This window comes from Cobetia sp. PDI-12MA (genome assembly GCF_059507695.1).
This window is the reverse complement of record NZ_CM183351.1, coordinates 3,067,969-3,085,043: the sequence shown is the minus strand read 5'-3', so window position 1 is coordinate 3,085,043 and position 17,075 is coordinate 3,067,969. Positions and strand designations below refer to the sequence as shown.

The 17,075-nt window shown below is 63.4% G+C and carries 12 protein-coding genes; 8 read left to right on the top strand and 4 right to left on the bottom strand.

Annotation, left to right across the window (positions count from 1 at the left end; genetic code table 11):
- The first annotated feature begins 148 nt into the window (after positions 1-148).
- Positions 149-1,690 (top strand): TrkH family potassium uptake protein, encoded by a 1,542-nt coding sequence (locus AC5WNI_RS13150; protein ID WP_175088470.1) that lies wholly within the window; start codon positions 149-151, stop codon positions 1,688-1,690.
- Between the two features lie 85 nt (positions 1,691-1,775).
- Here the strand turns inward: AC5WNI_RS13150 and AC5WNI_RS13145 are convergent, their stop codons facing one another.
- Together AC5WNI_RS13145 and AC5WNI_RS13140 are read right to left on the bottom strand one after the other, a co-directional pair.
- Positions 1,776-3,044, bottom strand: a complete 1,269-nt coding sequence (locus AC5WNI_RS13145; RefSeq protein ID WP_175088471.1) for a 1-acyl-sn-glycerol-3-phosphate acyltransferase — start codon at positions 3,042-3,044, stop codon at positions 1,776-1,778.
- Between the two features lie 62 nt (positions 3,045-3,106).
- The gene (locus tag AC5WNI_RS13140) at positions 3,107-4,027 is read right to left on the bottom strand and encodes a recombination-associated protein RdgC (protein ID WP_175088472.1); all 921 of its coding nucleotides are present in this window, start codon (positions 4,025-4,027) and stop codon (positions 3,107-3,109) included.
- A 351-nt stretch (positions 4,028-4,378) separates the two neighbouring features.
- On the opposite strand from AC5WNI_RS13140, the gene AC5WNI_RS13135 reads away from it, so the two are divergent.
- The 7 genes from AC5WNI_RS13135 to rpsA all read left to right on the top strand — a co-directional run bounded on the left by AC5WNI_RS13135 (position 4,379) and on the right by rpsA (position 15,206).
- The gene (locus AC5WNI_RS13135) at positions 4,379-4,873 is read left to right on the top strand and encodes an acyl-CoA thioesterase (protein ID WP_175088473.1); all 495 of its coding nucleotides are present in this window, start codon (positions 4,379-4,381) and stop codon (positions 4,871-4,873) included.
- A gap of 247 nt (positions 4,874-5,120) precedes the next feature.
- Positions 5,121-7,898: a DNA gyrase subunit A gene (gene gyrA / locus AC5WNI_RS13130; protein WP_175088474.1), complete on the top strand. Its 2,778-nt coding sequence runs from the start codon at positions 5,121-5,123 to the stop codon at positions 7,896-7,898.
- A gap of 58 nt (positions 7,899-7,956) precedes the next feature.
- Positions 7,957-9,051 (top strand): 3-phosphoserine/phosphohydroxythreonine transaminase, encoded by a 1,095-nt coding sequence (serC, locus tag AC5WNI_RS13125; RefSeq protein WP_175088475.1) that lies wholly within the window; start codon positions 7,957-7,959, stop codon positions 9,049-9,051.
- Between the two features lie 13 nt (positions 9,052-9,064).
- Positions 9,065-10,204 (top strand): prephenate dehydratase, encoded by a 1,140-nt coding sequence (pheA, locus tag AC5WNI_RS13120; protein ID WP_175088476.1) that lies wholly within the window; start codon positions 9,065-9,067, stop codon positions 10,202-10,204.
- A gap of 68 nt (positions 10,205-10,272) precedes the next feature.
- A complete protein-coding gene (locus AC5WNI_RS13115) occupies positions 10,273-12,504 on the top strand; it encodes a bifunctional prephenate dehydrogenase/3-phosphoshikimate 1-carboxyvinyltransferase (protein WP_175088661.1) in 2,232 nt (743 codons plus the stop codon).
- Entirely contained in the window at positions 12,501-13,220 is a 720-nt protein-coding gene (cmk, locus tag AC5WNI_RS13110; protein WP_175088477.1) for a (d)CMP kinase, read from the top strand. Before AC5WNI_RS13115 ends, cmk begins: the two co-directional genes overlap by 4 nt.
- Before the next feature lie 306 nt (positions 13,221-13,526).
- On the top strand, positions 13,527-15,206 hold the full coding sequence (gene rpsA / locus AC5WNI_RS13105) for a 30S ribosomal protein S1 (protein WP_043331442.1): 1,680 nt from the start codon (positions 13,527-13,529) through the stop codon (positions 15,204-15,206).
- Positions 15,207-15,463: 257 nt separating this feature from the next.
- Here the strand turns inward: rpsA and AC5WNI_RS13100 are convergent, their stop codons facing one another.
- Both AC5WNI_RS13100 and AC5WNI_RS13095 read right to left on the bottom strand, forming a co-directional pair.
- A complete protein-coding gene (locus tag AC5WNI_RS13100; protein WP_175088478.1) occupies positions 15,464-15,667 on the bottom strand; it encodes a hypothetical protein in 204 nt (67 codons plus the stop codon).
- A 443-nt stretch (positions 15,668-16,110) separates the two neighbouring features.
- Complete coding sequence (locus tag AC5WNI_RS13095; protein WP_175088479.1) at positions 16,111-16,929, bottom strand: RNA methyltransferase; 819 nt, start codon at positions 16,927-16,929, stop codon at positions 16,111-16,113.
- Positions 16,930-17,075: the final 146 nt, after the last annotated feature.

The following is a 17,075-nucleotide window of genomic DNA, read 5'->3' as shown; positions in this document are numbered from 1 at the left end:
GGGCCGTGCAGTTGGTCACCGCTGTGGCGGCGCTGGACAGCGGCGGAAGAGGGTGTAGGGTATCGCCGCACTGAAACTGGCGCCCGAGGCGTCATGGGCAAGAACGCTGAGGACGCACAATGATGACTGTCATCAACAGGTCGGTGGCATGAAGGCTGGCTTGCCGAAACGGCGGCGCAGACGGGCGCGCGCAGGGCAGGCGACCCGAGCGCACTCGCAGGCGCTGGTTCGCCTTCTTTCGCTCTCGGAGTGGTTGCCGGTCGTCCGGGTGCTCGGCCTGCTGCTGTGCGTGGTGGCCTTGATGATGCTGGCGCCCTTGCTGGTGCTGCTTGGTGAAGCGGATGCGGATGCCAGTGCCTTTCTGATCTCGCTGGGCATCACGCTCGGCTCGGCGGCCATCATGCTGACGGTATCGCGCAAGGTGGAGCTGCAGCTCAAGCCGCGTGCAATGTTCGTGCTGACGACGCTGAGCTGGGTGCTGGTGTCGGCCTACTCGAGCCTGCCCTTGATCTTCGGTGCCACCCACCTGGGCGTGACCGATGCCGTGTTCGAGTCGGTGTCGGCGATCACCACCACCGGCTCCACCGTGCTGTCTGACATCGAAGGGCTCTCGGATGGTCTCAAGCTGTGGCGCGGCCTGATGCAGTGGGTCGGCGGCATCGGCATCATCGTGATGGCGATCGCGATCCTGCCGTTTCTGAAGGTCGGCGGCATGCGCCTGTTCCAGACCGAATCCTCGGACTGGTCCGACAAGGTGCTGCCGCGTGCCGGTGGCGTGGCCAAGGCCATCGGGCTGGTCTATGTCGGGCTGACGTTGCTGGCCATCGTCTGTTACTGGCTCGGTGGCATGCACTGGCTGGATGCGCTGGTGCATGGCATGACGTCGCTGGCCACCGGCGGCTTCTCCAATTACGACAGCTCGATGGGTATCTATTCCGATCGGCCCTATCTGCTGTGGATGGCGTCGGCGTTCATGTTGCTGGGGGCGCTGCCCTTCGTGCTGTTCATCCGCGCCTGGCAGGACCAGGCCGGCGTCCTGTGGCGTGATGCCCAGGTGCGCGGCTTCCTGCGTCTGCTGGGGTGGGTGATCGCCTTGCTGACGCTATATCGCGTCGTCAATGGCGAGGCCATCTTCACGGCGCTGACCCAGGTGACCTTCAATGTCATCTCGGTGGTGACCACCACCGGCTACGCCAGCGACGACTACAGTGCCTGGGGGCCCTTTGCGGTGGTGGCCTTCTTCTATCTGACCTTCGTCGGTGGTTGCAGCGGCTCGACCAGCGGCGGCATGAAGATCTTCCGCCTGCAGATCGGGCTGATCATGCTCGGAAACCATCTGCGCTCGCTGATCCATGCCAATGGCGTCTTCTCGCAGCGCTACAACGGTCGCGCGCTGCCCGATGAGGTGGTGCGCGCCGTGATCGCCTTCTCGTTCTTCTTCTTCATCACCATCGGTGGCCTGGCGCTGGCGCTGTCGTTCATCGGGCTGGACCTGATCACTGCGGTGACCGGCGCCGCCACGGCCGTCACCAACGTCGGCCCGGGGCTGGGCGAGATCATCGGCCCGGCGGGCAACTTCTCGAGCCTGCCGGACAGCGCCAAGTGGTTGCTGTGCCTCGGCATGCTGATGGGGCGTCTCGAGATATTGACCGTGCTGGTGCTGTTCTCGCCCAGCTTCTGGCGCAAGTAGCGGCCCACGAAAAAGCCACCGTCGATTGACGGTGGCTTTTTCGTGACAGGTACAAGACTCAAGTGTCTTGCTCCGCAGTGCTGGCTTACTGCGCGACCTTCTCGCCGTCCGTCGCCTCGGCGGCATCGAGCTTCTCATCGAGGTCGATCGAAAGCCCTTCGCGATTGAGGATCGGGTTGGCGTATTGCACCAGCCACCAGTCCTTGAGCTCTGCGGGTACCTCTGCGAGGCGGTTCTCGAAGGTGGCGCGCTCGGCACCGCTGATGGCGGAGACATCCAGTGCCGAGGCCAGGCGCGGCTCCTCACGCAGCTGCTGGCGGCTGGCGGCCAGCTTCTCGAGCGCCAGCTGATGGCTCGGGTAGAGGGTGTAGTAGGCCAGCACCTGACGGTCGACTTCCTTCACCACGTCTTCCGGGGTCTCGAAGTCGCCCTTGAGCGGCTCGCCGAATACCAGCTTGACGCGCCCCTTGTGGCCGCTGATACCGGCAGCGATGGACTTGATGTCCTCGTACTGCACCTTCTCGTAACGCCCTTCATTGGCGACGGCTGCCAGCTCACGCGCCTTCTGCAGATCACAGGGGTCGAACTCGTAGCTGATCGATACCGGCACGATGTTGAGCTCGCTGACCGCCTCGCTGAATGGACGTGTCTTGTCGGCGGTGCGCGCGGCCATGGTCAACATCTTGATGATGGCGCTTTCGGTGCCGTCTCGTCCATCCTTGGCGCGCCCTTCACGCTGGGCCAGCCAGATGGAGTGCTGGTCGTGGATCAGTGAGTGACGGATATAGCCCGACAGCGACTGGTAGGCGGCCAGCATCGCACGCTTGCCCTTGGCGGAGCGCGGCACGATGAAGCTCTTGTTGAGGCGCATCAGGTCGGTGACGAAGGGCTTCTGCAGCAGGTTGTCACCGATGGCGATGCGTACCGTGTCACGCCCGTGACGATAGAGGGCGTAGTTGACGAAGGCCGGGTCCAGCGAGATGTCGCGATGGTTGGACAGGAACAGATACGGCGTATCCGGCGACAGGCGCTCCAGCCCCACCGTCTCGAAGCTGGTAGTGGTGGTGTGGATCATGCGCGCCATGTAGACGGCGATGCGGCTCTGGAAACTGGCAACATCCTTGACGCCAATCATCTCGCGCTTGATGGCCAGGCGCGCGATCTGGCGTGCCAGCCACGGGAAACGCTGGGTCAGGCCCGGCAGGCGGAAGCGAGTCAGGGTGTCGAGCAGCTCGCGGTCCTGCTCCAGGCGTACCAGCACCTCCGCTACCTCGTCGTCGTGGTAAGGGCGAATATCGACGAACGGGTCCTGTTCGCTGGTCGTGGCAGGCTTGGGTGTTGCAGTGTCAGTCATCGACGCACGTCATCCGGGTTTGTCATTCTGAGAAAAGAGAAAGTCGGCTGCGGGCCGAAGGCTCAACTGGCGGGCTGGGCTTCACCACCCAACCAGGCGGTCATCTGCTCGATCACGCCGGACAGCACCTGGGCCATCAGCGCGAAGTCGGTCTCCAGGCGCAGGATGGGGTCTTCGCCATCATCCTGGGCATTGGCTTCATCGACCACGGCATCGGCGAACTTGAGGCTCTTGAGCGCCATGTCCTCACCGAGCACCAGCGCGACGCGACCATCGACTTCCAGCGCCAGCTTGCTGACCACGCGGCCCAGATTCAGCGCCGTCTGGATTTCCTCGCCGTCGAGATCGAACTGACGCGCACGCAGCACGCCATCCTCGCCGCCCGGCGCCTTGAGTTCGACCTGATCACCGACGATCAGGTCTTCCGGGCGCGAGCTGACATCCTTCAGCCAGGTGGTCATCACCTGGGAAGGCAGCTGCGCGACGGCCAGCGGCGTGACCTTGAGCGTGCCGAGCGTCTGGCGCAGCAGGTCCAGCACTTCCTCGGCGCGCTTGGCATTCGAGGCGTTGACGGCGATCAGGCCGCGACGGCTGTCCCACCACAGGTCGGTGCGCGAGGAGCGGGTGAAGGCGCGCGGCAGCAGCTCCTCGTAGATCTGCTCCTTGAGGGTCAGCTTCTCGCGGCGACGCAGCGGACGGCCTTCGGCGGTCTCGCGCTCGGCCACGCGCTCCTCGAGTTCTTCCTTGACCACGGCGGAGGGCAGTACGCGCTCCTGGCGCAGCGCGCTGATCAGGAAATGGCCCTGAATCTCGTGCACCAGCAGGTCGCTGTTGCGACCTGCTGGTGCCACCCAGCCGATACGCTTGGCTTCGACGCCGGTGACCGGGCGGAAGACGTGCTCCGGCAGGGCGTCGGCGAGACGACCCTCTTCCAGCGGTGCGCTATCGTGCAGGCGATACAATTGCAGGTTCTTGAACCACATGCGACCAGTCCTTGAGTCCGGTGAACGGGGGCAGCCCGTCTGAATGGCGCATATTATGGCGAAACTCATGCGGCGGGTCATCCGCCGTGGGTCTCGCGGTGGTGATCCGGTGGTTCGGGGAAGGGGAATAGGGAGGCTGGAGTGGTCGACGGTATGGCGCCTGTGCGTGGAGGTGAGGAGAAGGCTCTGGCAGGCATTTTCCTCTGTTCCATTTCTCTCCGACCTCTGTCCGACGCTCGGGTGGCGGCAGTCGCGATTTTCAGCCAAGCGTTTGTTTTTCTGTCCGTCACCGGCATAAGATCAGCTGACGACGGCCATACGGCGCGATCGTTTCATGGACGGGAGGCAGGGATGCAACACGACAGCAATTCACCGCAGACAGCGAACGGCAGTCACGCAGGCGTCGTCAGTCGCACGGCCCTGACAGTGCGTGGCTACCATCTTGATGGCTATGGGCACGTCAACAATGCCCGCTATCTGGAGTTCTATGAGGAAGGGCGCTGGGAGTTCATGCTCGCGCACCTCGATCTGGCCGCGCTCAAGCGAGAAGGCATCGCGATGGTGGCGGTCAACCTCAACCTGGACTGGCACTATCCCGCCACCGTGCACGATGAGCTGATCATCACCACGCGGCTGGCCGAACTCGGGCGTCGCAAGATGATCATGCGCCAGGAGATCCATCTGGGTGAGCGGCGCATGGGCGAGGTGCATCCGCGTTCCGGAGCGCTGGTCTCCAGAGCGGATTTCACCTTCGTGCTGATGAATACCGACACCGGTCGCGCCATGCCGCTGGATGGCGAGATCGGCTCGCTGCTGGGCGCGTTGGTGAGTGAAGAAACGGCCTGATCGCTCTCAGCGGCGAGGCATGAGCCAGCAGGCCGTGCACATTGACGGCCGTACTACCGTACTGAGGTGTCCTTGCGGCGTCGTGTGAGCTGCTAGGCGCGCTCGCAAGTGATATAATGCCGCCACTTCGGTGCCGCGGAGCTGGCACCCCGTGTCCGCTTCACGTCACTGCCGCGCTGCAGTACCGACGGAGCATGCGTCGTTGCTGCAGTGGCGCCAACAGTTGAGTTCAAGGATTTGACGAATCATGGGTGAGATCGCCAGAGAGATACTGCCAGTCAACATCGAGGACGAGCTCAAGCAGTCGTATCTCGATTACGCGATGAGCGTCATCATCGGGCGTGCCTTGCCGGATGTTCGCGATGGCCTCAAACCGGTTCACCGTCGCGTATTGTTCGCGATGCACGAGCTGAACAATGACTGGAACAAGGCCTACAAGAAATCTGCCCGTGTCGTCGGCGATGTGATCGGTAAATACCACCCGCACGGTGACAGTGCGGTCTACGACACCATCGTCCGCATGGCCCAGCACTTCTCCATGCGTTATGTGCTGGTGGATGGTCAGGGCAACTTCGGTTCCATCGATGGCGACAGCGCCGCGGCGATGCGTTACACCGAGGTGCGCATGGCGCGCCTGGCGCACGAGCTGCTGGCCGACCTCGAGAAGGACACCGTCGATTGGGTCGACAACTATGACGGCACCGAGCGCATCCCTGGCGTGCTGCCGACCAAGACCCCGAACCTGCTGGTCAATGGCTCCTCCGGTATCGCCGTGGGCATGGCCACCAACATCCCGCCCCACAACATGGGCGAGGTCATCGATGGCTGTCTGGCGCTGATCGACAACGGCGATCTGACCGTCGATGAGCTGATGGAATTCATTCCGGGGCCGGACTTCCCGACTGCCGGTATCATCAACGGCCGTGCCGGCATCCTCGATGCCTACCGCACCGGTCGTGGTCGTATCTACGTGCGTGCCGTGCATACCATCGAGCACAACGACAAGAACGGCCGTGATCACATCATCATCACCGAGCTTCCCTACCAGGTGAACAAGGCGCGCCTGATCGAGAAGATCGCCGAGCTGGTCAAGGACAAGAAGATCGAGGGCATCGCCGAACTGCGTGACGAGTCCGACAAGGACGGTCTGCGCGTGGTCATCGAGACCAAGCGTGGCGAGTCCGGTGAAGTGGTCGTCAACAACCTCTTCTCCCAGACCCAGCTCGAGACCGTGTTCGGCATCAATATGGTCGCGCTGCACGAAGGTCAGCCGAAGATCCTGAATCTCAAGCAGATTCTGGAGTCCTTCGTGCGCCACCGTCGCGAAGTCGTCACTCGTCGTACCCTGTTCGAACTCAAGAAGGCGCGTGAGCGTGGCCATATTCTTGAAGGTCTGGCGGTGGCGATCTCGAACATCGATGAGGTGATCGAGCTGATCAAGGGCTCGCCGAGCGCGGCGGAAGCCAAGGAAAAGCTGATCGGTCGTGAATGGCAGCCGGGTCAGGTGGTCGAGATGCTCGAGCGCGCCGGTGCCACGTCCTGCCGTCCGGAAGACCTGCCGGAAGGTCTGGGGCTGTCTGAAGACGCCAGGCACTACCGTCTGTCGCCGGCCCAGGCTCAGGCCATCCTCGAGCTGCGTCTGCATCGCCTGACCGGTCTCGAGACCGAGAAACTGCTGGCCGAGTACTCCTCCATCCTCGAGCGCATCGCCGAGCTGATGGAGATCCTGTCCTCTGCCGACCGCCTGATGGAAGTCATCCGCGAAGAGCTGCGCGAAGTGCGTGCCCAATACGCCGATGAGCGCCGCACCGAGATCATGACCAGCCGTCGTGACCTGACCATCGAAGACCTCATCAACGAGGAAGACATGGTGGTGACGGTCTCGCGCAGCGGCTATGCCAAGACCCAGCCGCTGTCTGACTACCAGGCCCAGAAGCGTGGAGGTCGCGGCAAGTCCGCCACCTCGATGAAGGACGAGGATGTCATCGAGCACCTGCTGGTCGCCTCGACCCATGACACCGTGCTGCTGTTCTCCAACAAGGGCAAGGTGTACTGGCTCAAGGTCTACGAGATGCCGCAGGCGTCACGTGGCTCGCGTGGCAAGCCGCTGGTCAACCTGATACCGCTGGACGACGGCGAATGGGTCACCACCATCCTGCCGGTGCGCGATTATGCCGCCGACAGCTACATCTTCTTCGCCACCGCCAACGGCACGGTCAAGCGCACCGCGCTGAGCCAGTTCTCGCGTCCGCGCAGTGTCGGCCTGATCGCGCTGGACATCGAGGAAGGCGACCGCCTGATCGGCGCCGACATCACGTCCGGTTCCGACCACGTCATGCTGGTGTCCTCCAACGGCAAGGCGATCCGCTTCGAAGAGCAGAACGTGCGCGTGATGGGCCGTACCGCCCGTGGTGTACGCGGCATGCGTCTGCTCGACGATGCACAGGTCATCAGCCTGATCATTCCGCGCACCACCGCGATCGATGACAACGAGATCGAGGTTGATGACGCTGCGGACGCGACGGCGCAAGGCGTCGAGAGCGCTGATGTGGCAGCCACCGAAGGCGCGACGGAAGACAGCGTCGCCAGCGGTGAGGTGCCGCAGTGCTACATCCTGACCGCGTCCGCCAATGGCTTCGGCAAGCGCACGCGTCTGGAAGAGTTCCCGCTGCGTGGCCGTGGTGGCCAGGGCGTGATCGCGATGCAGACCAGCGAGCGCAACGGCGACCTGGTCAGCGCGGTACAGGTCAGCGACAACGACGAACTGATGCTGATCACCGACCGCGGCACCCTTGTACGTACCCGCGTCGCCGAGGTGTCCACCACCTCGCGCAACACCCAGGGCGTGACCTTGATCCGCACCGCGGAAGAGGAGCGTCTGGTGACGACGGTGCGTGTCGACGAGCCGGAAGAGGTCGTCGTGGTAAAGGATGAGCTGGATGAAGAGGCGCTGAGCACCGATGAACAGGTGCAGGCGGGAGATGACGCCGAGTCGACGGATACCCCGCCGACAGACGCGGAATAAGACGCTGGATTGCGACCGCCTTCGGGGCGGTCGCTTCACTTTCGGGAAATAAGACGACATGACACGCAAGTTCAACTTCTGCGCCGGTCCTGCTGCACTGCCGACCGCTGTCCTGGAGCGCGCTCGCGCCGAGATGCTGGATTATCAGGGCCGCGGACTGTCCGTCATGGAGATGAGTCATCGCTCCGACGAATTCGTGGCCATCGCCGAGAAGGCCGAGGCGGACCTGCGCGAACTGCTCGAGATTCCGTCCAACTATCGCGTGTTGTTCATGCAGGGTGGCGCCTCGACCCAGTTTGCGGGTGTGCCGCTGAACCTGCTGGGCGAGGGTGGCAGCGCCAACTATCTGTATACCGGTATCTGGGGCAAGAAGGCGATCAAGGAAGCCGAGCATCTGGCGGTGGGCAGCCACGTGGCAGCCTCCAGCGAGAGCAATGGCCTGATTGCCGTGCCGCGCCAGAACGCGATCCAGCTCTCGGGTGATGTGGGCTATCTGCACTACACCGCCAACGAGACCATCGGTGGCCTCGAGTTCGACTATATCCCCGAGGTGGCAGCGGATGGCGTGCCGCTGGTGTGTGACATGTCGTCTTCCATCCTGTCTGGCCCGCTGGATGTCAGCCGTTTCGGCGTCATCTATGCCGGCGCCCAGAAGAACATCGGTCCGGCGGGTCTGACGCTGGTCATCGTGCGCGAAGATCTGCTCGATCGTGCCCGCAAGGACTGCCCGACCATGTTGAACTGGAAGACGGCCGCCGAGGCCAATTCCATGTTCAATACGCCGCCGACCTACGCCTGGTATCTCTCCGGACTGGTGTTCGAGTGGCTCAAGGATGAAGTCGGTGGCCTCGCCGCCATGAACGCGATCAATGATCGCAAGGCGCAGGCGCTCTACGCGGCCATCGATGGCAGCGACTTCTATTCCAACCCGATCGTCGCCGAGAACCGCTCACGCATGAACGTGCCGTTCGTGCTGGCCGATGATCGTCTCGACAAGACCTTCCTTGCCGAGTCCGAAGCGGCGGGTCTCCTGAATCTGGCCGGTCACCGCAGCGTCGGTGGCATGCGTGCCAGCCTCTACAACGCCGTGCCGGAAGCTGCCGTCACTGCGCTGGTGGACTTCATGGGCGACTTCGCGCGCCGTCACGGCTAAGGGAGGAGGTGAGATGTCGGATTCCAAGGAAAGCCCTGCGCCGCAGGCGGCGGGCAAGGCGGTGACGCTGGACGACCTGCGTCACCGCATCGATGCCATCGACAACGAGCTGCTGAACCTGATCAGCGAGCGCGCGGGCTGCGCGCAGCAGGTTGCCGAGGTCAAGCTGGCGGCCGGTGACGTGGGCGAGGACGGCCAGGTGCAGTTCTACCGCCCGGAGCGCGAAGCCCAGGTATTGCGCCGCATCATGGCCAACAACCCCGGCCCGCTGAAAGGCGAGGAGATGGCGCGTCTGTTCCGCGAGATCATGTCCGCCTGTCTGGCGCTGGAACAGCCGATCCGCCTGGCCTATCTCGGTCCGGAAGGTACCTTCACCCAGCAGGCCGCGCTCAAGCACTTCGGTGACAGCGCGGTGACCAAGCCGATGGCGGCCATCGACGAGGTGTTCCGCGAAGTCGAGGCCGGCGCGGTGCAGTATGGTGTGGTGCCTGTGGAGAACTCCACCGAGGGCGTCATCAACCACACGCTGGATTCGTTCATGGGCTCGCAGCTCAAGATCTCCGGCGAAGTGGTGCTGCGCATTCACCATCACCTGCTGGTGGGCCCGAACACGCGTCGCGAGAAGATCTCGCGCATCTATTCCCACGCCCAGTCGCTGGCCCAGTGCCGCAAGTGGCTGGATGCCCACTTCCCGCACGCCGAGCGCATCGCGGTGTCCTCGAATGCCGAGGCTGCGCGTCAGGTGCGCACCGAGTGGCACAGTGCGGCGATTGCCGGTGACATGGCGGCCAAGCTCTATGAGCTGGAGAAGGTCGAGGAGAAGATCGAGGACAGCCCCGACAACTCCACGCGCTTCCTGATCATCGGTGACAGCTCGGTGCCGGCGTCCGGCGATGACAAGACCTCCATCGTGGTGGCGATGCGCAACCAGCCGGGGGCACTGCACGACCTGCTGGCGCCGTTCCACCGTCACCAGATCGACCTGACCCGCGTCGAGACGCGTCCGTCACGTTCCGGTGCCTGGAACTATGTCTTCTTCATCGACTTCCGTGGCCACCGCGATGACCCGCTCATCACGGCGACGCTGGAAGAGCTGCGCCAGTGCGCGGCGGACGTCAAGGTGCTCGGGTCCTACCCGGTCGGTGTGCTGTGAGCAAGGTTGACCACACGCGCCATGTGGCGCCGTCAGACCTGCTGTCCTCGCTGCCGTCAGCCGAGCGTCTGGCCGGCGAGCGGCGTATCCTGCTGGTCGGGCTGGGCTTGATCGGTGGCTCGCTGGCCGCGGCATTGCGCGCGGCGGGCCATCGCGGCGAGATTCTCGCCTGTGATCGTGACTCCAACGAGATCTGCCTCGGTCAGCGCATGGGGCTGATCGACGGTGGCAGCACGCAACTGGCGGCGCTGGTGCCGGGCGCCTCACTGATCGTGCTGTGCGTGCCGGTGATGGCGATGCAGAGCGTGATGGTCGAGCTGGCGCCGTTGCTGGAGGATGATGCCGTCATCACCGATGTCGGCAGCACCAAGGGCGCGATCCGCGATGCAGCGCTCGGCGTCTTCGGTCGCATGCCGCCGAATCTGGTGCTCGGTCACCCGATCGCCGGGTCCGAGAAGAGCGGTGTCGCGGCGTCCAATCCCGAGCTCTATCGCGATCACAAGGTGATTCTGACGCCGGAGCCGGACAGCGACGCCGAGGCCGTGGCACGCGTGGCGGCCATGTGGTCGGTATGTGGTGCCCAGCTTCTGAGCATGAGCGTGGCGCGCCACGACGAAGTGCTGGCGCGCACCAGCCACCTGCCGCACCTGCTGGCGTTCTCGCTGGTCGACAGCCTGGCGCGCCAGGATGAGCGGTTGGAGATCTTCCGCTACGCGGCGGGCGGTTTCCGTGATTTTACGCGCATCGCGGGCAGTGACCCGGTGATGTGGCGCGACGTCTATCTGGCCAACCGTGATGCGGTGCTGGAGGCGTTGGATGAATTCGAGGCCGGGGTAGCGCGGGTGCGCGCTGCCGTGACCGCGGGCGATGGTGAGGCGATGCTGGGGATATTCACCCGCGCAAGCCACGCCCGACACTACTTCAATACCCTCTTGAAACAGACGAGTTATCAGACCATGGAACAGCAGAACGTGCGGTACCGTGCACTGCCGGGTGGGCAGGTTCAGGGGCGCATTCGTGTGCCGGGCGACAAGTCCATGTCGCATCGCTCCATCATGCTGGGCGCCTTGGCGACCGGCGTGACCGAAGTCGAAGGCTTCCTGGAAGGGGAAGACAGCCTGGCCACGCTGCAGGCCTTCCGCGACATGGGGGTGGTCATCGAAGGCCCGCATCAGGGGCGTGTCACCATTCACGGTGTGGGTCTCAATGGCCTGAAGCAGCCGCCGGGCCCGCTGTATGTCGGCAACTCCGGCACCGCGATGCGCCTGTTCGCCGGTCTGCTGGCCGGTCAGGCCTTCGACACCGAGCTGACCGGTGATGCCTCGCTGACCAAGCGTCCGATGGACCGCGTCGCCAATCCGCTGCGCGAGATGGGCGCGGTGATCGATACCGCCGACAACGGCCGTCCGCCGCTGCGTATCCACGGTGGTCAGCCGCTCAAGGGCATCCGTTACGAGATGCCGATGGCGTCCGCACAGGTCAAGTCGTGCCTGCTGCTGGCCGGTCTCTACGCCGAAGGCGAGACGCGTGCCATCGAGCCGGCGCCGACGCGTGACCACACCGAGCGCATGCTCAATGGCTTCGGCTACAAGGTCGAGCGTCAGGGCGCCGAGGCGTGGCTGAACGGTGGTGGCAGCCTCGAAGCCTGCCCGATCGATGTACCGGCCGACATCTCCTCCGCGACCTTCTTCCTGGTCGCCGCGGCCATCACGCCGGGCTCCGATCTGGTGCTGGAGCACGTCGGCATCAACCCGACGCGCATCGGCGTGATCAACATCCTCAAGGCGATGGGTGCCGACCTGAGCGTCACCAATGAGCGCGAAGTCGGCGGCGAGCCGGTGGCAGACCTGCACATCCGTTATGCGCCGCTCAAGGGCATCGACATTCCGGAAGACCAGGTACCGCTGGCCATCGACGAATTCCCGGCACTGTTCATCGCCGCCGCCAACGCCGAGGGCATGACCCGTCTGCGTGGCGCCGAGGAACTGCGCGTCAAGGAATCCGATCGCATCCAGGTGATGGCGGACGGTCTGGCGCAGATCGGCGTCGAGCACGAAGTGGTCGCGGACGGTATCGACATCCGCGGCGGCGCCTACGGCGGCGGCCTGGTCGACAGCCACGGCGATCACCGCATCGCGATGGCCTTCAGTGTCGCGGCGCTGCGCGCCCAGGGCGAGATCCTGATCGATGACTGCGCCAATGTCGCGACCTCCTTCCCGAACTTCGTGGCGCTGGCCGCTGAAGTCGGCATGCAGGTCGAGAATCTCGGTGCCGTGGCACCCGGCCAGGAGGCTTCATGAGCGGGGAAGCGACACCTCATCACAGCCAGATCTGCGACGCGCCGGTGTTGACCCTTGATGGCCCCGGCGGGGCAGGCAAGGGTACCATCAGCCGTCTGGTCGCGGCGAGCCTGGGCTGGCATCTGCTGGACTCCGGTGCGCTGTATCGCCTGACGGCGCTGGCCGCCGAGCGCCATGGCGTAGCGCTGGAAGACGAGGATGCCGTGGCGACCATCGCCGAGCACCTCGATGTGCAGTTCGATGCCGAAGGCGATGCCACCAGCGTGATTCTGGAAGGCGAGGACGTCACCCGTGACATCCGTCTCGAGTCGGTCGGCAACAATGCCTCCATCATCGCGGCCCAGCCGCGCGTGCGGACTGCACTGCTGGCGCGCCAGCGTGCCTTTGCGCGTGCGCCGGGCCTGGTGGCCGATGGTCGCGACATGGGCACGGTGGTCTTCACCGGTGCGCCGCTCAAGATCTTCCTGACGGCAAGCGCCGAGGAACGTGCGCGTCGTCGTCATGCCCAGTTGCAGGAAGCGGGTGTCGATGCTAATATTTCGAGCCTTTTGACAGAAATACAGGCGCGCGATGCGCGTGATATGGGCCGGGCAGTCGCCCCGCTCAAACCTGCAGACGACGGCGTGATCCTCGATACGACGGATCTCGACATCGAGCAAGTGATCGAACGCATCCAGCAGCTGCTGGTCGAATACGGCCTGGTAGCGGCGCGCTGAGACTCGAGTCTCAGCCTGTAAGTCGTCAGAACAACGGATTGATCGCCTGCTGTTGCAATACGGCCTCCGGGTCGGGCAGCAGCGGGTTTCGCTCGCTTTGCGAGTGATGATGCAGAACCCAGATGACACCGAGGTGTCATCAACCCCCCGGCAAGGTGTCATGGGGTGCATCGGCGGCAAGCGGAAAGCCGGTGTATCTCGAACCAGCGTCAACGCCCCCGGGGATATGTAGATATGGCCCGTGCTTGCTGGTGGTACGGAGACTGCGGTGCAAGCCGCCCCAAACGTTGATCATGTAGGAATACCATGAGCGAGAGCTTTGCTGATTTATTTGAACAGTCACTCCAGGACATCAACATGGAGCCGGGCGCAATCGTGTCCGCTACCATCGTGGATATCGATGGCGACTGGATCACTGTCAATGCCGGTCTGAAGTCTGAAGGTCAGATTCCGTCTGAACAGTTCCGTGACGAAAGTGGCCAGCTGTCCATCAGCATCGGCGACGAAGTCATGGTCGCACTGGAAGCCGTGGAAGATGGCTTCGGTGAGACCCGCCTGTCCCGCGAGAAGGCCAAGCGTGCCGAAGCGTGGAAAGAGCTGGAAGCCGCCTTCGAGAAAGACGAGATCGTCAAGGGCGTGATCAACGGCAAGGTCAAAGGTGGCTTTACCGTCGACATCAACACCATCCGTGCCTTCCTGCCGGGTTCTCTGGTCGATGTCCGCCCTGTGCGCGACACCGCCCACCTCGAGAACAAGGAACTGGACTTCAAGGTCATCAAGCTCGACGCCAAGCGCAACAACGTTGTCGTGTCTCGTCGTGCCGTCCTCGAAGCCGAGAACAGCGCTGAGCGTGAAGCCCTCCTGGCCACTCTGCAGGAAGGTCAGCAGATTCAGGGTATCGTCAAGAACCTGACCGACTACGGCGCCTTCGTCGACCTCGGCGGCGTTGACGGCCTGCTGCACATCACCGACATGGCATGGAAGCGCATCAAGCATCCGTCCGAGATCGTTGCTGTCGGCGACGAGATCAATGTCAAGGTGCTGAAGTTCGACCGCGAGCGCAACCGTGTGTCTCTGGGTCTCAAGCAGCTGGGCGAAGATCCGTGGGTCAACATCAAGGCTCGCTACCCGGAAGGCGCCAAGATCAACGCACGCGTCACCAACCTCACCGACTACGGCTGCTTCGCCGAGCTGGAAGAGGGCGTCGAAGGTCTGGTCCACGTGTCCGAAATGGATTGGACCAACAAGAACATCCACCCGTCCAAGGTCGTCAATGTCGGCGATGACGTGGAAGTGATGATTCTGGACATCGACGAAGAGCGTCGTCGTATCTCCCTGGGTATCAAGCAGTGCACCACCAACCCGTGGGAAGACTTCAGCGGCAAGCACAACAAGGGCGACCGTGTCTCCGGTACCATCAAGTCAATCACTGACTTCGGTATCTTCATCGGTCTGGAAGGCGGCATCGACGGCCTGGTTCACCTCTCCGACATTTCCTGGAACGAAGCTGGCGAAGAAGCCGTGCGTCGTTACAAGAAGGGCGAAGAAGCTGAAGCGGTCATCCTGTCCATCGATCCGGAGCGTGAGCGCATCTCTCTGGGCGTCAAGCAGCTCGAGAGCGATCCGGTCTCCGAGTACCTGGCCGTCAACGACAAGGGCGCCATCGTGTCCGGTCGTGTTGTCGACATCGATGCCAAGGAAGTTCAGGTAGAGCTGGCGACTGACGTCATCGCTATCCTGAAGGCTTCTGAAATCAGCGCTGACCGTGTCGAAGACGCACGCAACGTCCTGAGCGTCGGCGATGCTGTCGAAGCCAAGATCGTCGGTGTGGATCGCAAGAGCCGCCTGATCAACCTGTCCGTCAAGTCCAAGGACCAGGTTGAAGCACCGCGTCGCGATGCTGCCAAGCCGCGTACCCAGGAAGTCGAGAGCAACGGCCCGACTACCATCGGTGATCTGATCAAGCAGCAGCTGGGTCAGGAGTGATTCCGAGACACTCCGCCTCCTCGTGAGGCGGGGTGTCCGGATCCACGCTGAAGCGACATGCCTCTGGTTGTCACATCAGCGTCTCCGAATCGGTATCCTGTGTGAGGTTCGCCCTCATGCGGGAACGAAAAAAACCGCCACCCTTCGGGGTGGCGGTTTTTTCATGCCTGGTCGTTACGCGTGGCTGCTGGTCATCGTTGAGCGTTGTTGCTGGTCATTACCAGTCGCCACCTGCCAACCACCTCATCTGGCGTCGCTCAATGTGCCTGCGAGGCTGCGGGCTGACTGACCTTGGCCAGCAGCTGCATCTGGCGTAGCGAGATCATGCAGTACAGGCTGCGGTAGAGCGTCGGTTCCTGCGTCGGGTTGGTCTTGCGCAGGCGAGCTTCCAGCTGGTGGAGGTCGCTGGCCAGCTGTTCCGCGTCCGGGGTCTGAGTCTGTCGTGCGGCTGTCTGAGTCATGTAAAGGCGCTCCGTGAGTCCATGGTCGTGGATGGGATCAGGGTCGGCTCTTCTCTGGATTTCTCGAGGTGCGTCGCCACGCTGGCCTGCCATGGCCCTTCGCGTGTTGGCGTGGCGGCGTCTCTGCCTGCTCTGCGACAGTTCGCGAAGGAGCCTTTGCCTGACACTGCAGCCTTCGCGCGTGAGCACTGCTGGGCTGCAGCTACTGCATGGGGCTATGCCGTATCTCTATGCCGGTATTTCTGTACCGGTATTTCTATACCTAGGCTGTGTGACGAGTTCTGCGGTGCCTGACGTCCTGCCTATCAAGCATAGCGGAAGGTCTACAGTGCACCTTGATCCATGTCAGAAGGATGACGTTGCGCTGACAGGCTGTTGCGAAGTGGCGAGAGCCAAGTGGCAACAGTCCGAGTCTCAGTGCATGACGGAGGGCCGTGCACGACTCAGGTCGCCTCGTGATCGCTCTGCTCGCTGTCTGCGCCAGCGTTCGCCGCTGCCGTCTGGCGCTCAAGATTGGACAGCATGCCGCGCAGGATGGAGAGCTCGCGGCGTGTCGGCTCGGCACGCGCGAACAGGGCGCGCAGCCGCTCTTCGGTCTGGGAGTGGGGCTGGTTGAGGAAGCCGGAGCCCTGCAGGGCGCGACCAAGATGCTCATGGAAGTAGCCGAGCTGTTCGCGGGTCGGCAACTGGTCGTCCTCACGGCGCGCGACAGGCGCCTCCTGAGGCTTGTCGAGTGTCAGGCGCCATGCACTGCGGCACTCGTGCGCCAGCACCTGGACGGCCTGTGAGACGTTGAGGATGCCGTAGTCCGGGTTGGTGGGGATCGACACCTGATGCGTGCAGCAGGCGATCTCCTCGTTGGTCAACCCGAAGCGTTCGCGGCCGAATACCAGCGCCACCTTGCCATCGCGCGCGATATCCATGGCGTGGGCCGCCATCTCGCGTGGCTCATCGAAGTGGGGCAGCGGGACGCTGCGCAGGCGAGCGCTGGCCCCGATGACCAGCTGGCAGTCATTGACGGCGTCTTCCAGGCGCTCGACTACGCGTGCATTTTCCAGCAGCTCCGCGGCACCGCTGGCCATGCGCGTCGCTTCCTCATCGGGGAAGCAGCGCGGATTGACCAGCACCAGGTCCTTGATGCCCATGGTCAGGATGGCGCGAGCGGTGGCGCCGATATTGCCGGGGTGGAAGGTCTGCACCAGCACGACACGCACATTGTCGAGGGCACTAGTGGTAGGAGAAGCGGCGGGGGTGTCAGTCATGTGAAGATCCTGGGCAAGCGAGGCGCGCGGCCTGAGTGGTAGCGTCACCTGTCGTGACCGTAGGCATTTCAGCTGCAATACAACGTCAGCCTCGATGCACTGTCATCACCAGGCGCAATGTCTCGGGTCGCGGCAAAAAGTGGCGC

Bases quoted from the DNA above. Each gene is read 5' to 3' on its own strand.
- pheA (WP_175088476.1), top strand. From the start codon at position 9,065: ATGTCGGATTCCAAGGAAAGCCCTGCGCCGCAGGCGGCGGGCAAGGCG.
- serC (WP_175088475.1), top strand. From the start codon at position 7,957: ATGACACGCAAGTTCAACTTCTGCGCCGGTCCTGCTGCACTGCCGACC.
- AC5WNI_RS13095 (WP_175088479.1), bottom strand. From the start codon at position 16,929: ATGACTGACACCCCCGCCGCTTCTCCTACCACTAGTGCCCTCGACAAT.
- AC5WNI_RS13135 (WP_175088473.1), top strand. From the start codon at position 4,379: ATGCAACACGACAGCAATTCACCGCAGACAGCGAACGGCAGTCACGCA.
- AC5WNI_RS13145 (WP_175088471.1), bottom strand. From the start codon at position 3,044: ATGACTGACACTGCAACACCCAAGCCTGCCACGACCAGCGAACAGGAC.
- cmk (WP_175088477.1), top strand. From the start codon at position 12,501: ATGAGCGGGGAAGCGACACCTCATCACAGCCAGATCTGCGACGCGCCG.
- rpsA (WP_043331442.1), top strand. From the start codon at position 13,527: ATGAGCGAGAGCTTTGCTGATTTATTTGAACAGTCACTCCAGGACATC.
- gyrA (WP_175088474.1), top strand. From the start codon at position 5,121: ATGGGTGAGATCGCCAGAGAGATACTGCCAGTCAACATCGAGGACGAG.
- AC5WNI_RS13150 (WP_175088470.1), top strand. From the start codon at position 149: ATGAAGGCTGGCTTGCCGAAACGGCGGCGCAGACGGGCGCGCGCAGGG.
- AC5WNI_RS13140 (WP_175088472.1), bottom strand. From the start codon at position 4,027: ATGTGGTTCAAGAACCTGCAATTGTATCGCCTGCACGATAGCGCACCG.
- AC5WNI_RS13100 (WP_175088478.1), bottom strand. From the start codon at position 15,667: ATGACTCAGACAGCCGCACGACAGACTCAGACCCCGGACGCGGAACAG.